General features: G+C 72.1%; 13 protein-coding genes and 2 pseudogenes. 6 read left to right on the top strand and 9 right to left on the bottom strand.

The window, feature by feature from the left end; genetic code table 11:
* The first annotated feature begins 235 nt into the window (after nt 1-235).
* Nucleotides 236-343 carry a putative leader peptide gene (locus E1283_RS39725; RefSeq protein WP_341829930.1) on the top strand — a complete coding sequence of 36 codons (108 nt, stop codon included), beginning with the start codon at nt 236-238 and terminating at the stop codon, nt 341-343.
* Between the two features lie 123 nt (nt 344-466).
* Nucleotides 467-1,066: an OsmC family protein gene (locus tag E1283_RS17420; protein ID WP_243744905.1), complete on the top strand. Its 600-nt coding sequence runs from the start codon at nt 467-469 to the stop codon at nt 1,064-1,066.
* A 4-nt stretch (nt 1,067-1,070) separates the two neighbouring features.
* Here E1283_RS17420 and E1283_RS17415 read toward each other — a convergent pair whose 3' ends face one another.
* The 9 genes and pseudogenes from E1283_RS17415 to E1283_RS17385 all read right to left on the bottom strand — a co-directional run bounded on the left by E1283_RS17415 (nt 1,071) and on the right by E1283_RS17385 (nt 11,812).
* Nucleotides 1,071-1,889: a DUF1684 domain-containing protein gene (locus E1283_RS17415; protein WP_132818983.1), complete on the bottom strand. Its 819-nt coding sequence runs from the start codon at nt 1,887-1,889 to the stop codon at nt 1,071-1,073.
* Nucleotides 1,886-3,523: a dipeptide ABC transporter ATP-binding protein gene (locus E1283_RS17410; protein ID WP_132818982.1), complete on the bottom strand. Its 1,638-nt coding sequence runs from the start codon at nt 3,521-3,523 to the stop codon at nt 1,886-1,888. The genes E1283_RS17415 and E1283_RS17410 overlap by 4 nt, the downstream gene beginning before the upstream one ends.
* Entirely contained in the window at nt 3,520-4,410 is an 891-nt protein-coding gene (locus E1283_RS17405; RefSeq protein WP_243744904.1) for an ABC transporter permease, read from the bottom strand. Before E1283_RS17405 ends, E1283_RS17410 begins: the two co-directional genes overlap by 4 nt.
* Before the next feature lie 17 nt (nt 4,411-4,427).
* Complete coding sequence (locus tag E1283_RS17400; protein WP_132818980.1) at nt 4,428-5,372, bottom strand: ABC transporter permease; 945 nt, start codon at nt 5,370-5,372, stop codon at nt 4,428-4,430.
* The gene (locus E1283_RS17395) at nt 5,369-7,039 is read right to left on the bottom strand and encodes an ABC transporter substrate-binding protein (RefSeq protein ID WP_132818979.1); all 1,671 of its coding nucleotides are present in this window, start codon (nt 7,037-7,039) and stop codon (nt 5,369-5,371) included. The genes E1283_RS17400 and E1283_RS17395 overlap by 4 nt, the downstream gene beginning before the upstream one ends.
* Before the next feature lie 170 nt (nt 7,040-7,209).
* Nucleotides 7,210-7,281, bottom strand: coding sequence for a putative leader peptide (locus tag E1283_RS39885; protein ID WP_425086191.1), 72 nt, complete (start codon nt 7,279-7,281; stop codon nt 7,210-7,212).
* Nucleotides 7,282-7,370: 89 nt separating this feature from the next.
* The gene (locus tag E1283_RS17390; RefSeq protein ID WP_425086190.1) at nt 7,371-10,247 is read right to left on the bottom strand and encodes an AfsR/SARP family transcriptional regulator; all 2,877 of its coding nucleotides are present in this window, start codon (nt 10,245-10,247) and stop codon (nt 7,371-7,373) included.
* Nucleotides 10,248-10,454: 207 nt separating this feature from the next.
* Nucleotides 10,455-11,054, bottom strand: a pseudogene (locus tag E1283_RS39880) (AfsR/SARP family transcriptional regulator); the annotation flags it as partial.
* Entirely contained in the window at nt 11,051-11,812 is a 762-nt protein-coding gene (locus E1283_RS17385; protein WP_132818977.1) for an AfsR/SARP family transcriptional regulator, read from the bottom strand. The gene E1283_RS17385 and the pseudogene E1283_RS39880, both read right to left, overlap by 4 nt.
* 612 nt (nt 11,813-12,424) lie before the next feature.
* Here E1283_RS17385 and E1283_RS17380 point away from each other — a divergent pair.
* From E1283_RS17380 to E1283_RS38160, 4 genes and pseudogenes are all read left to right on the top strand, one after another.
* On the top strand, nt 12,425-12,664 hold the full coding sequence (locus E1283_RS17380; RefSeq protein ID WP_132818976.1) for a hypothetical protein: 240 nt from the start codon (nt 12,425-12,427) through the stop codon (nt 12,662-12,664).
* A 195-nt stretch (nt 12,665-12,859) separates the two neighbouring features.
* On the top strand, nt 12,860-12,982 hold the full coding sequence (locus tag E1283_RS39465; RefSeq protein WP_279571270.1) for a hypothetical protein: 123 nt from the start codon (nt 12,860-12,862) through the stop codon (nt 12,980-12,982).
* Nucleotides 12,983-13,079: 97 nt separating this feature from the next.
* Nucleotides 13,080-14,279, top strand: coding sequence for a helix-turn-helix domain-containing protein (locus E1283_RS17375; RefSeq protein WP_132818975.1), 1,200 nt, complete (start codon nt 13,080-13,082; stop codon nt 14,277-14,279).
* A 94-nt stretch (nt 14,280-14,373) separates the two neighbouring features.
* A pseudogene (locus E1283_RS38160) lies at nt 14,374-14,571 on the top strand (hypothetical protein); the annotation flags it as partial.

The following is a 14,571-nucleotide window of genomic DNA, read 5'->3' as shown; positions in this document are numbered from 1 at the left end:
GTCTCCCGCCCCTCGTCCACCAACCCCTGGAAGACCTCCCGCACCCGCTCGTACCCGCTCGCGACGAACCCCTCGACATCCATGCCCCCGGACGATACCCCCATGGGGTATGTGGAGCAATGGTTCGTCGCGATGTCCACGGGCTGGAACGGCGCTTGACGTGCGAAGGGGCCCCTGGTTGGCTTCGGGGATATCAGGCTTTGTGCGGGGATCGGATCGCATGGGAGGACACGTCATGGCATGTCGCTCGTACGACGCTCCCGCCCGACTGGTCGGCCTGGCCCGGGTGTCGCGCCGCCACATCGACCTGCTGCGGGTCTCCGGCTCCCTCTGTCGCGCCTGAACTCCCGCGCCAGCGCCGCCCGTTGAAGGGCGGCTCGCCGCTCACCCGCTTCTCCCCCCTCGCACTCCCCCTCTCGTGCCGTGCGCGCCCGCGCGCCCGGCCGTCATGGAAGGACGCCATCACGTGACCACCACCACCCCGGGGACGGACGAACCGATCCTCGACACCGCCGACGACCCGCAACCCGGGCTGCGCGCCTACCTGGAGGTCAAGCGCGCGGCGCTGCTCGCCAGGCGGGAGGCGGCGAAGGCCACCCCGCGCGAGGGGGCCAACCGCCTCCGCGCCACCGCCACCGCCGAGTCCCGCAGCGGCGTGCGGCGCATCCGGATCCGGCACCACCAGATCATCAGCGACTCCGGCGCCGACTTCGCCGGCTACGACCTGGGGCCCGCCTCCCCGGAGATCCAGCTGGGCGTGCTCGGCAGCTGCCTCACCCACGTGTTCCTGATCCAGGCCGCCGACCTGCGGATCCCGCTGGACGCGCTGGACGTCGAGGTGGAGGCCGATCACGAACCCCGGGGTGGGACGCCGGGCTTCGAGGAGGTGCCGATCTACCCGCACCACATCACCTACACCGTGCGGGTCACGTCCCCGGCCTCGGCGGAGCGCGTACGCGAGCTGCACGAGGCCGTGGAACGCAACTGCCCGATCTACAACCTGCTGCTCAACCCGCAGCAGATCACCGGCCGGGTGGTGCTGAACGGCGGCCCGCAGGACGGCTGACGCGTCAGGCGGCGGGTCCACCCCGCTCCCTCGGCAGCCTCTCGCCCGCCTCCACCGCCACCGGCAGCCGGTTCCCCGCCGGTGGCAGTGGGCAGGTGGCGAAGTCCGTGTAGGCGCAGGGCAGGTTGACGGCCCGGTTGAAGTCCAGGGCGACGCGGCCCGCGTCGTCGGGCGGGCCGATCGACAGGGAGCGGACCGCGGCATAGGTGGTCACCCCGGACGTGGCGTCCGTGAACAGCGCCGTCAGATGCCCGGGCCGGTGGCCGTTGAACACGGTGAGCCGGTGGGCGCCGCCGCCGTCCGGCGGCTCGAACTCGACCCGGCCCGGCGCGTCGTAGACGTGCTCCAGGCCCTCCGCCACGGCGCCGACCGTCACCGCGCGCGGCGCGTCGAACGGCAGGTAGCGGCCGCGCAGCGCCCACCGCTCGTCCGGGGCGTACGCCGGGGTCGCCACATGCCCGGTGCGCAGCGCGTGGTCGGGGTCGCGGGGGCGGAGGATCGCCTGGCCGCCGCGGATCGCGACCTCCAGGGCACGCTCCCCGTGGCGGGCGAACACGCTGGCCCGCTCGGCGAGTTCGGCGAAGACGTACCGGCCGGACACCGCGGTGCCCCCGACGTCCAGTTCCTCGCCCTCGGCCAGTTCGACCACCACCCCCTCGGCCGTGCTCGACCACCTGCCAGGGGCGTCGTCGAAGCGGGTCGGTTCGGGGGTCAGCCAGCGCAGGCTGGTGATGGCGAGGAAGCCGTGCGGGGCGGCGAGGTTCCGTTCGCGCTCGGCGTGCCACCGAGCCCAGTCGTCGGCGAACCGGATGGCGTCCGTCATGGGGAGGCTCCTTCGGAGACGGTGCGCGGGCCGCCGGGCACGGCGGCCAGCAGTTCCTGGGTGTAGGGATGTCGCGGGCCGGAGAACACGTCGGCCACCGCGCCCTGTTCCACGGCCCGGCCGCGCCGCATCACCAGCACCCGGTCGCAGACCTGCCTGACCACCGCCAGGTCGTGCGAGATGAACACGTACGCGAGCCCCAACTCCTCGCGCAGCTCGGCCAGCAGCGTCAGGATCCGCGCCTGCACCGACACGTCGAGCGCGGAGACCGGCTCGTCCAGCACCAGCAGCCGAGGGGTGAGCGCCAACGCCCGGGCGATGCACACGCGTTGACGCTGGCCGCCGGACAGCTCGGTCGGGCGCCGCGCACCCGCCGCGGCCGGCAGCCGCACCAGGTCGAGGAGGTCGGCGACCCGCCGCGCGCGGCCCGGGACGCCGAAGGCGCGCAGCGGTTCGGCGATCGCCTCGGCGACGGTGAAGGTGTGGTCGAGCGAGCCGTAGGAGTCCTGGAAGACCGGCTGCACATGCCGCCGCAGCCGCCGCAACCGGCCGGCCGGCACGGACGTGAGGTCCACGCCGTCCAACACGATGCGGCCGGCGTCCGGCCGGTCGAGGCGCAACAGCAGTTGCGCCAGCGTCGACTTGCCCGAGCCGGACTCGCCGACGACGCCGAGCGAGCCGCCGCGCGGCAGGGTGAAGCTCACCCCGTCGACGGCGGTGGTCACCTGCCGTCCGCCCTGCGGCAGCCGGGTGCGGAAGACCCGCCGCACGTTCTCCACGGTGAGCAGCGGCTCGGCGTCCGGCGCCGCCGGTGTGGCGGGCGGCGCGGTCAGCGAGGGCGCCGCCGCGACCAACTCCCTGGTGTACGGGTGCGAGGGCGCGCCGATGACGTCCGCGCTCGGGCCCGTCTCCACCACCCGCCCGTCCGACATGACGGCGACCCGCTCGGCGCGCTCGGTCGCGACGGCCAGGTCGTGGGTGATCAGCAGCAGGCCGGTGCCGGCCCGCCGGGTGACGTCGGCCAGGTGGTCGAGGAGGTGGCGCTGCACGGTGACGTCCAGGGCGCTGGTCGGCTCGTCCGCGATCAGCAGCCGCGGCCGGCCGGCCAGCGCGATGGCGATGAGCACCCGCTGGCACATCCCGCCCGACAGCTCGTGCGGGAACCGCTCGGCCACCCGGTCGGGTTCCGGCAGGCCGGCCTCGCCGAGCAGTTCCCGCGCGCGCCGCGCGGCCGCGGCCCGGCCGCGTTCGAGACCGTGGATGCGCAGCACCTCGGCCACCTGGGCGCCGACGCGCTGCACCGGGTTGAGGGACGCCTTAGGGTCCTGCGGGACGAAGCCGATCTCGCGGCCCCGGACGCCGCGCAGGGCGCGTTCCGGCAGCCCGACGAGGTTGCGGCCGTCGAGCTCGACCGAGCCCGAGACCGGCTCGGTGCCGTCCGGCAGCAGGCCGAGGACGGCGAGGCCGACGCTCGACTTGCCGGAGCCCGACTCGCCGACCAGCGCGACGGTCTCGCCCGCGGCGACCGTGAGCGAGGCGCCGCGCACCGCGGGCACCGTGCCGGCCCGCGTCCGGTACGAGACCCGCAGGTCACGGACGGCGAGCAGGGGAGGGGAGACGGTCGGTTCGTTCATGACGGGACTCCGGTGCGCTCCAGCGCGCGGGCGACGCGGCTGGTGGCCAGCACGACCAGGGCGATCGCGAGGCCGGGGAAGGTGGTGACCCACCAGGCGGTGGTCAGGTAGTCGCGGCCGGCCGAGACCATCGCGCCCAACTCGGGTGCCGGCGGCGCCGCCCCGTAGCCGAGGAAGCTCAGCGCCGAGATCGACAGCACCGCGCCGCCGACGTCCAGCGCCGCCAACACCAGCACCGGCGGTGAGGCGTTGGGCAGCACGTGCCGTCGCAGGATCGCCGGGGTGCGGCTGCCGCCGGCGACGGCGGCCCGCACATACGCGCTGCCCCTGATCCGCAGCACCTCGGCCCGCACCACCCGTGCGAAGTTGGGGATGCCGGCGATGCCGACCGCGATCGCCACGTTGGTCGTGCCGAAGCCCAGGATGGACACCACGGCCAGCGAGAGCAGCAACCCCGGGATGACGACCAGCACTTCGACCACCCGCATCAGCAACTGGTCGAGCCAGCCCCCGAGGTAGCCGGCGAGCGTCCCGAGGAGTACGCCGACGGCCAGCGCGAGCCCGACCGCCAGCAGGCCGGCGACGAGCGAGACCCGGGTGCCGTGCACCACCCGGGCGTAGATGTCGCGCCCCAGGTTGTCCGTGCCGAACCAGTGCTCGGCGCCCGGCGGGACGAGGCCGCTGGCCGGATCGGTGAACAGCGGGTCCTGGCCGGCGAACAGGCCGGGGGCGACCGTCCAGCCGAGGACGAGCACCAGGTAGAGCACGGCCAGCAGCAGCCCGGGCCGGCGGCCCACCCGACGCGCCCAGCCGCGTGCCGCTCCGGTCTTCGACACGGTGCCGGTGCCGGTGCCGGTGCCGGACGTCGACGTCGCCTCTCCTGCCACTTCGGTCTCCGTCACCATCACGCCGCCCTCAGGACGATCCGCGGATCGACCTTCGGATAGACCAGGTCCACGGCCAGGTTGACCAGGACGTAGAGCGCGCCGGCCAGGAAGACCAGCGCCCGGATCACCGGGAAGTCGTGACCGCCGATCGCGTTGGCCGTGAGCGTGCCGAGCCCCGGCCGCGAGAAGACCGTCTCGGTGATCACGGCCCCCGCGACGATGCCGCCGACCATCAGGCCGAACAGCGTCATCGCGGGGATCGCCGCGTTGCGCAGCGCGTGCGCGGTCGTGGCGCGCAGCCGGCTCGCGCCCTTGGCACGCGCCGTCCGCACATAGGGGTCGGCGAGCGCTGTGCGCAGGCTCCGGCTGAGCACCTGCGCCAGGGTGCCGATGCCCGGCAGGGCGAGTGCGAACGCGGGCAGCACGAGCTGCCCGAGGTCGCCGGCGCCGTACGCCGGGAACCAGCCGAGCCCGAAGGAGAAGACCTGGAGCAGCACGATGCCCGTCCAGAAGCTCGGCACCGCGTTCCCCACGACCGTGGCCGACAGCACGGCGGACCGGAGCGGCGCCTTCGGCAGCAGGGTGCCGGCCACCGCCGCCGCCACGCCGAGGACCAAAGTCAACAGCAGGGCGGCGGCAGCCAGTTCGAGGGTGGGCCCGAGCGATCTGCCGAGCACGGCACGCACCTCGTCACCGGTGGTGAAGGAGGTGCCGAAGTCGAGTCGGGCCGCCCGCCACACGAAGTCGAGGTACTGCTCGTGGACCGGCCGGTCCAGGCCCAGCTCGGCGCGGAGCGCGTCCGCCGCGGCCGGGTCGACGGACGACGCCTCGCCGCCGTTGCCGCGCAGCATCACCGACACCGGGTCGCCGGGCACCAGGTGGAGCACCAGGAAGGACACGGTCAGCGCGGCCCACAGCACGAACAGGCCGTTGCCGAGCCGGACCAGGACGTAGCGGATCACGGCGCGAGCCACACCTCGTTGAGCAGCGGCTTGGCCTCCAGGTCGGTGCGGAAGCCGCCCACCCCGTCGTCGAAGCCGTAGGCCGACACCCGGTCGTAGACGGGGATCGCGTACCCGCGCTCGATGATCAGCCGCTGCGCCTGGTCGGCGATCGCGCCGCGCTCCTCCGGGTCCACGGTGGTCTGGAGTGCGTTCAGCAGCTCGTTGAGCTCCTCGTCCGGGTTGCCGTACCGCATGCTGTACGCCGGGTCGAAGGAGGAGTAGACGAGGCGCAGCACGTCGACGTCGCCCCGGGTCTGGCTCCAGGTGGTGAGGTCGCCCGGGTACTCGTCGATGGTGACGTCCGGGAACGTCGCGACCGGGTCGAGGCCGAGTTCGATGCCGACCTCGGCCCACTGCTGCTGGACGAGCTGGTGCTGCTGCTCGGCCAGCGGGTCGGTGGACTCGTAGGTGATGGTGAGGCTCAGCCGCTCGCCGTCCGCGTTCCGGCGGATGCCGTCGTCGCCGACCGTGTCCCAGCCCGCCCGGTCGAGGAGTCCGGCCGCGGCCTCCGGGTCGTACCGGACCTCGTCGGACTGGTCGAGGTAGCCGGGGTTGGCCGTGGTCAGCACGCCGGTGGCCGTCGCGTGGACGCCGTTGTAGACGGCCCCCACGATCGCGTCGCGGTCCAGCGCGAGGCTGAGCGCGCGGCGGGTCTCGGCGTCCCGCAGCCTGGGGCTCGACGGCAGCGGGATGTAGGGGATGGCGATGGCCGGGAGCGCCGAGGTGGCCACGGTGAACCCGGGGGTGTCCGCCAACTGGGCCTGGGTGGCGGGCTGTACGGCCTCGATGAGGTCGACCTGCCCGCTGGTGAGGGCGCCCTGCCGGACGCTGCCCTCGGGTATCGCGTCCAGCTGCACGGCCTCGACGTGCGCGGCCCCCTGGTTCTCGGCCAGCGGCGACGCCCACGCGTAGTCGTCGCGCCTCACCAGCCGCACCGAGGTCTCCGGGGTGAACTCGTCCAGCGTGAAGGGCCCGGACGCGGCGAAGTCGCCGAGGCACAGGTCGGCCGGGTCGTTGCCGAGCGAGGCGGGGGAGTACTGCACCAGCGACTGGGTGGCGGTGGCCTGGAGGAACTGCGCGTTGGCCTCCTCGAACACGACGGTGGCCGTGTACGCGTCCTCGACCACGGTCTCCTGGTAGCCGGCGAGGAAGCTGAAGCCCTGCGGGGCCTGGACGCCGAGCTCGATGATCGCGTCGAAGTTGGCTTGGACGGCCTCGGCGTCGAACGCCGCGCCGTCGCTGAACGTCACGTCGTCGCGGAGGTGGAACGTGAAGCGGGTGACGTCGTCGCTCACCTCCCAGGAGGTGGCGAGCCACGGCAGGATCTCGCCGGTCTCCGGGTCCTGCTCGGTGAGGGTGTCGGCCAACTGACGGCCGATCATGCGGGAGTTGAGCTGCGGCCGCTGCCGCGAGTCGACGCAGTCCGGCGCGGCGTTGAACGCGTACCGCAACGTCCCCCCGTCGACCGGCTCCCCGGCGTCCGCTGTCGCGGCGCCCCCGCCGCCGCCTCCGCCGCTGCCGCCGCCGCAGGCGGTGAGCAGGACGGCGAAGGAGACGGCCAGCACGGCGGCGGAGTTCGATCTCCGCGATCTGGCCCGTGATCTGGGCAGACGTGTGGACAACACGGCAGAGCGTTCCTTTCGCGGCCCAGCCCCCCGCGCGGTCGGGCGGGCAGGCCGGAGCAGCCGTCGACGACGGACGGCGTTGATCAGTCGATCAAGATCAGGGGAGAGAGAAAGCGGACCGCGCGCGGCTCAGGGCCGGGGCGACGGTGCAGGCGCGGGAAAGACGTCCGTCAGGCGGAACAGGAGGCCGTCGTGACACGACCGAGGTCGACGTGTCGACGTGACGTCAAGAGCGAGCGCATGGGGACGAGAATGAGCCAGCCCGCGACATTCGTCAAGGGCGTGGCTCACGATGTGGACAGTCCGCCCGAATCCCGAGCCGGTATTCGACCTAGACGACCCACGAGCGCAGCAGGCTCCGCACCGCGCCCGCTTTCGGACTGCCCAGCTCTTCGTAGGTGGCGAGGGACTGCTCCCAGCACGCGTGGGCGCGGCCGGCCTGCCCGATGGCCGACAGGGCGTGGCCCAGCAGAGTGAGGATGTCCGCGCGGCGGAAGTCGCCGCCGATGCCACGCAGTTGGCCAAGGGCCTGCTCGGCGAGGCGGGCGGCCTCGGCGGGCTGGTCGGTGCCCAGGTGGACTTCGGCCATGCGGAAGAGGGTCATGCCTTCCCACAGCCGGTGTCTGTGCGCCCGGAAGGTGGCCAGCGCGAGGGTCAGTTGCTGCATCGCGGCCTGGGACTGGCCGTCGGCGGCGAGGGCGCGGCCGAGGGCGTACTGGCCGTTGGCCAACAGGGTGGAGCCGAGTGACTGGAGGATCTCCAGGCACTGGTAGGCGAGTTCGACGGCCCTCGTGGTGTTGCCGAGGCTGAGGCAGCTGCGCGAGAGGTTGGCGAGGGCGCTCGCCTCGCCTGGCCGGTCGGCGTACTCGCGGAAGGCGTCGATCGCCTTGAGGAGATACCCCTCGGCGTCCTCCTCCCGGCCGAGGTAGCCGGCGGTGATGCCGCGCAGGTTGGCCGCGTAGGAGCGGATGGTGGGGTCCTCGGCGGCGATGCCGAGCATCCAGGCGCGCTGGGCACGCACGTCGGAGGAGTCGAAGCGGCCCGCGTGGTTGTCGGCCTGGGCGAGGGCGATCAGCAGCCGTCCCTCCGTGCGCGGGTCCTCGGTCTCCTGGGCGGCGCGGAGCAGCGCCTCGGCGGCCCGCTCGTACTGGAACGAGAACACGCCGGACTCCGACAGGTCGCGGGCCAGGAGCAGCAGGTCGGCTCCGGCGCGCAGCCGGGCCGGCTCGGTAGCCTGGCGGGCGCAGGAGAGTAGGCAATTCGCCTCGGTGGAAAGCCACTCCACGGCGGCCCCGGCCGAGTCGAACGGGAGCCCGGGGTGGCTGGTCTGCGTCAGGTGGCGAGGCAGCGGGTCGCCCGGCCGCTCCAGGCTGTACACGCAGGCGGTGGTGGCCAGGTAGAAGTCGATCAGCCGCAGCCGCGCCGTGTCCCGCTCGGCCGGGGGCTGTTCGTCCCGCTCGGCGCAGGCACGGGCGAAAAGGTGGACGAGATCGGCCAGGCGGTATCGGTTTGGCCCAACCCATTCCAGCAGGGAGGTGTCGACGAGGGTCTCGAGGATGGTCTCGGTGGTCTCGGGGTCGTGGTCGAGGAGCGCGGCGGCCGCGTGGAGCGAGATGTCGGGGCCGTCGGCGAGGCCGAGGAGGCGGAAGGCGCGGGCCTGCTCGGCCTCCAGCTGGCCGTAGCCGAGTTCGAAGGTGGCCTTGACGGCCTGGTCGCCGGCCTGGAGCTCGTCGAGGCGGCGGCGCTGGTCGCTGAGCTTGCGCGCCAGGATCGAGACGGTCCAGGTGCGGCGGGAGGCCAGTCGGGAGGCGGCGATGCGGATGGCCAGGGGCAGGAAGCCGCAGGCGGCGACGACGTCCATGGCGGCCTTGCGTTCGGCGTTGACGCGCTCCTCGCCGACGATGCGGGTAAAGAGGGTCAGTGCCTCCTCGGGGCTCATCACGTCGAGGTCGACGAGGTGGGCGCCGGCGAGGTCGACCATTCGGACCCGGCTGGTGATGAGGGTGGCGCAGTCGGGCGTGCCGGGCAGCAGGTGGCGGACCTGGGCGGCGTCGCGGGCGTTGTCGAGCAGGACGAGTACGCGGCGGCCATCGAGCAACGAGCGATAACGGGCGGCACGTCCATCGAGGTTGCCGGGAATCGAGTTCCACGATACGCCGAAGGCCAACAGGAAATCGCCGAGCACGACCGCAGGATCGGTGGGGTTGGAGCCCGTGCCCTGGAGGTCGACGTAGAGCTGGCCGTCGGGGAAGTCCTGTCGGGCGGCGCGGGCGACCTGGACGGCGAGGGTGGTCTTGCCGACGCCCCCCATGCCGGCGATGGCCATCACCCGGCCACCGCGGGAGCCTAGTTGGGCGCCGAGCTCCGCGACGAGGGGGGCGCGGCCGGTGAAGTCGGTGACGGCGGCCGGCAGTTGGGATGGCCGCTTCGGGGGCGGGACGTAGGTCGGGGGTGGACCGACGTAGTTGAGGGAGGGGTCCCCGTTGAGAATCCGCTGCTGGAGTTCGGCGAGCTCGACGCGCGGCTCCACACCCAGCTCGTTGATCAGTCTCCTGCGGGCGTCCGTGTAGACGGCCAGCGCCTCGGCCTGCCGGCCGCAGCGGTAGAGCGCCAGCATCAGCAGCTCCACGAATCGCTCGCGGAAGGGGTGCTCGGTGGTCAACGTGGTCAGTTCGGAGACGGACTCCGCGTGTAGACCCGCCTGGAGGCCGATGTCGAGTCGCTGCCCAAGCAGGCTCAGCCGCTGCTCGGCGAGCCGCGTCTGCTGCAGTTCGGCCTCAGGGCCGGGGACGCTGCCCAGGGCCTCGCCGTCCCACAGGTCGAGCGCCTGAGCGTAGAGGGCGTGGGCCAGTGGCAGCTCGCCGGCCGCTGCGGCCTTCTCGGCCGTGGCGGTGAGCTTGGCGAGCGTGTCTACGTCCAACTCGTCGTCGGGGCCGAGCTGGAGGGCGTAGCCGCCGAACTCGCTCACCCACACGTCGGATCGCGCGCTCAGCATCTTGCGGAGCCGCGAGGCGTAGGTGCGGACCGTGGCGACCGCGTGCGAGGGCGGTTCCTCGCCCCACAGCGCGTTGACCAGCTCCTGGGCGGAGACCGTGCGACCGTGACGGAGCAACAGGGTGGCGATCATGGCCCGCAGCTGAGGCGAGCCCACGGGCAACTCCCGTTCGCCCTGCCGGACACGGACGGGCCCGAGCACGGAGAAGTACAACGAGCCTTCTCTGGCGAGGCGCTGACGGGGCGCAGTCGTGCTCCAGGTGGAGAACCTGTGGGGCACTGGCCGGCTGACGGCCGGCGTCACCTGTGGACGAGTGACGGCGACCGGGGGCGTGGACGGAAGCCTTCGCTGCAGTTCATCCGCTTCGCTGCTGCGCCCCGTTCGTCGAAGGGCCGTGATGAACTGTCTCGTGAAACGCTCGTCATCGGGATACTCGTGAACCAACTGGCGCAGCTCGGCGGCGGCCCAGGAATCACGGCCGGCGGACAGCGCCGCATCGATCCGCAAGGTATGGGCCGTTGCGCGTTGTTCTTCGAGACGCCGCCGCAGCGCGTCCACGGCCGATCCCGGGTAGGAGGGGACCCCGGACAACGCGGGACCTCGCCACAGCGCCAGCGCCGCGTGGAGCAGTGCGTCAGCCTGTTTGTGGTTGCCCTCGGAGAGCAGCGAACCGGCCTGCTCGAGCCATGTCGTGAACCGGTGGCTGTCCAGGTCTTCCCCTACGACGTGGAGCATGTAGCCGCCGGCATCACGCGTGATGAGGGCGTGCCCATCGCCGTCGCGAGCAACCCGGCCCATCCGCTTGCGGAGGGCGTACACGTAGTTCTGGAGCAGTGAGTCGGCTTTGGCGGGGGGAACGTCCGACCAGACGTTGGCGAACAGGGTGCGAGGCGACAACGGACGGCCGCAGTAGGCGAGGAGGGCGGCCAGGAGGGCGCGCTGGCGCGGGGCGGTCGGTGTGGCGTCGCGTCCGTCGATCGTGAACCGCAGTGGCCCGAGAAGCCGTGCCTCGACCCTCACGGCATCGCCCCACCGTTGGCGAGACGCTCACGTTCCCGGACGAGTTCTGCCGGGCGTAGGCCGTATTCGTGTTGCCAGCGGTCGAGTTCGGTCGAGAGCAGTCGCAGGGCGCGCGGGTGAGCCCCCCCTCGGCACAGCGCGTTCGACAGCAGCACCACGGTCTTTTCGTTCCCGGGGTGCTCCGTGTTGAGTTCCAGGAGGTCTGCCGTGGCTCGGGTGACCGCGCCGAGGTCGAGGAGGCAGGAGGCACGCCGCCGCACCGCGTCGACCCTCAGGTCGGTCAGCCGTCGACGCATGGTGATGACATAGGGGGTGGACTGCAGTTCCGGCGCCGGATGTCCTCGCCACAAGCCCAGCGCCTCGTCGAGCCGTTCGACCGCGCTGGCAGGGGCGCCCGCGTTCCGCGCAGCCTCGCTCGCGTCGAGCAGCGATTCGAAACGGGTGGTGTCCAATGCGCCTGGATCGACCGCCAACGCGTAGCTGACGTCATCCTTCGTGAAGCCCGGATAGGTGTCGATGTGGGAACCACCTCCACTGGCAAGTGCCTTGCGTAGATGGTGGATGTGCACCTGGATAGCCGAGATGGCCGTGCTGGGTGCCGTCTTGTCCCACAGCCGCTCGCGTAGCGCGGCCGTCGTCACGGACTGGGCCGAGGCGAGCAGCAGCAGGGCCAGCACGGCACGACGTTGAGGAGGCCCCAACGGGACAGGGATTTCGTCGGACCATGCCCGCACCGGGCCGAGAAGGCTGAACTGCATAGTCGCAACCGTAGCAGTCCATTCAGTAGCCGTTAAGTGAGAATCCAGCAGGGCTAGAGAAGTCCAGGTCGCGCATGGGTTGCCGCTCGAAGCCTCCGACCTGCGGAGGTGGACATATAGTGCATATACCCGCGCATGTGGGATGGCGGATGAACGTGGAGTGGCGGAGCCCTCCTTTATCGACCGTTTATCGCGGGGTGCCAAGCTCGTGGCCAGCGGTCTGCCGTGGCTTGCCTAGTCCGGGACCGAGTTGAGGCCCCGGGGGTGGTAGCCCGGGGCGCTCGACAGGCATATGCGCCTGCCCACTCTCCGTCAGCCCTAGCTAATGCAGGGTCAGTTGGGCTACCGTCAGGCGGACGCGTGTCCTCGCGGGCTTGAGCGGCCCTCCCTACCAAGGGCATCTGTACGCCTTCCCGTGAACGCATGCGCCGGAAACACCGGACTAGGCAGTCTCACAGGAAGCGAGGCGTCTCACGGCATGCCCCCGCAATGTCCCCAGGAACGCGGTTCCTGGCGTTTCCCTCCCTCGGGGAGACCCCAGCAGTCACCTGGATCGTTGACCGCCGGGACCATACATGGCCCACTACCCTCCCGCGGCGTGACGGAGCCACCGTGCCCCACACCGCGTGGCACCGTTTGATGGCGGGCGAGGCGATGACGACATCCCCGCCGTCCTCCGACGGGCCACTGCTCTCCCAGCGCACGGCGCTCATCCTCGTGGTCGCCATCGTCGCGGGCGTGATTGCGGGGGTGCTGCTCATCCTCGCGGCCACGCATCCCGCGAACGCGACCATCTCGGGGGTGGTCGCGTTCGCCGCGACCGTGGCGTTTCTCAACAAGATCATCGAATAGCTCGCGATCGAGTCGGTCTCCTGCCCGGGGAAACCCGGCGGGAGGCCGGCGCGGGCGTCCGCAGTCAGAGCCCCACCGTCCGTTTCCCCTCGGGCTGTCGCCCGAGGAACCGCCCTTTCGACATAGATGTCTCGGGGTGGGGCGGGGCGTGCCGTGGGCGAGAACCCTCGATAGCGTGGGGGCTGTTTCCTCACCGTGCGCAGCCCGGCATCGCCGGCCAGGGCGCTGTGGCGCGGCCGGAACGCACTCGCGGTCGAACTCGGCGACGAGCGGAGGCGCGACTCGCTGCGGCACTGTGTCACCGCGGACACGACCTGAAACCGCCCATCCGCTCCACGCGGAGGCGATCGCCACCCACCGGTAGATCGCCGGAGGTACCGTTTCTGGTGTCGCGTCAGATCGGAGGCATATGGTCATGGTTGCCCCCTTCGGGGACAGGTTGCGGCGGGCGCGCAAGCGGGCCGGGCTGTCGCAGCGTGTGCTCGCCGTCGAGTCCGGTGTGTCCCTCTCCCTGATCAGGAAGCTCGAACAGGGGGAGCGGCAGGACACCCGCCTGGAGACCGCCCGGCGGCTCGCCGCCGCCCTGCACATCCCGACGACGGCGCTGATCGCCGCCGAGGCCGGCGACGCCGCCCCCGCGTCCGGCGCTCGGGCCGCCCACTGGGCCGACGTCCAGACCGCGTTGGACCCGGACGTGCCGGACCCGCGAGACCTGGACGAGCCGCCCACGCTCGCCGGGGTCCGCGCCGACCTGGACCTGGCGATCACGCACTACACCAGCGGCAACCTGGCGGGCATCGCCACGTTCCTGCCGGGCCTGATCCGGGACGCCAACACCCTTGCCGGACTGACGGATCGGGGGCGCCCGCTGCGCATGGAGGTCATGCAGATCACGGGCCGGCTGATGACGCAGACCCGGAACTACGCCTCGGCGGAAGTCGCGTTCTCGCTGGCTCAGGCCGAGGTGCCGGACGAGTTGCACGCGGCGGCGCTGGCGAACAACACCACCTGGTTGCTGCTGCGGCGTGGCCGGCTCAGGGAGGCCGGCCGGCTCGCGGCCCGGTGGGCCGAGTCGTTGGAGCCGCGGCTCTCCCGCGCCACCCCTGAGGACCTGAGCGCCTGGGGCTGGCTGCTGTTGCGCACCGCCGCCACGGCGAGCCGGGACGCCCGTCCGGACGACGCCGCCCACGCGCTCCGGCTGGCGACGGCCGCCGCAGTTACGATGCCGCCGCCCCGCCCCGGAAAGACCCTGAGCCGGGCCGGATTCATCCGCCGCTTCACGCGGTTGACGGTCGGCATGCAGCGCGCCGAACAGGCGATGGTCGAGGACCGCCCGGATGAGGTGCTGCGCGTGGCACGGCAGGTTGGCGCGAAACACCTGCCGCCGACCGTGGGCAATCGCAACCGGCACCTGCTGGACGTGGCACACGCCCAGGTGCTCACGCGGCAACACCGGGACGCCATGGAGACGATGCTGCTCGTGGAGCGGGACGCGCCGGAGTGGCTGCCGCACCAGCGGTACGCGAAGGAGGTGCTGGCGCGGATAGTGGCCAAACGGCGGACGCTGACCCCGGACATGCGGCGGCTGGCCGACACGATGCGGCTACCGCTCTGAAGATAGCGGGGGTGACGGGGAGTGGCACTTCGTCGACCCAGTGCCACAGAGTGCCATTGATGGGTGATCGGACCCTTCCATAGCGTCATCGACCATGACGAGTAACTCGCCCCTCCCCGCCTGGATTCCGGAGGCGCGGCTTGGGGCGCGGACCCTGCCTGCCGGGCGGTGGTGGGACGCGGTGCAGTTGGACAGCTTCTCCGCGATCTACGTGCTGGGGCGGCTGGCTGAGCGGTCAGGGCCCGTGGTGGAGGATCAACAGCGGGGCGTCGTGCGCTGGTTGGTCCGGCGT

The organism is Streptomyces hainanensis (assembly GCF_004348415.1).
Classification (GTDB): domain Bacteria; phylum Actinomycetota; class Actinomycetes; order Streptomycetales; family Streptomycetaceae; genus Streptomyces; species Streptomyces hainanensis.
This window is presented reverse-complemented; position numbering and strand designations above follow the sequence as displayed.

Coding starts and splice junctions, on each gene's coding strand:
- E1283_RS39725 (WP_341829930.1), top strand. CDS start 236: ATGGCATGTCGCTCGTACGACGCTCCCGCCCGACTGGTCGGCCTGGCC.
- E1283_RS17415 (WP_132818983.1), bottom strand. CDS start 1,889: ATGACGGACGCCATCCGGTTCGCCGACGACTGGGCTCGGTGGCACGCC.
- E1283_RS17410 (WP_132818982.1), bottom strand. CDS start 3,523: ATGAACGAACCGACCGTCTCCCCTCCCCTGCTCGCCGTCCGTGACCTG.
- E1283_RS17385 (WP_132818977.1), bottom strand. CDS start 11,812: ATGCAGTTCAGCCTTCTCGGCCCGGTGCGGGCATGGTCCGACGAAATC.
- E1283_RS17375 (WP_132818975.1), top strand. CDS start 13,080: ATGGTTGCCCCCTTCGGGGACAGGTTGCGGCGGGCGCGCAAGCGGGCC.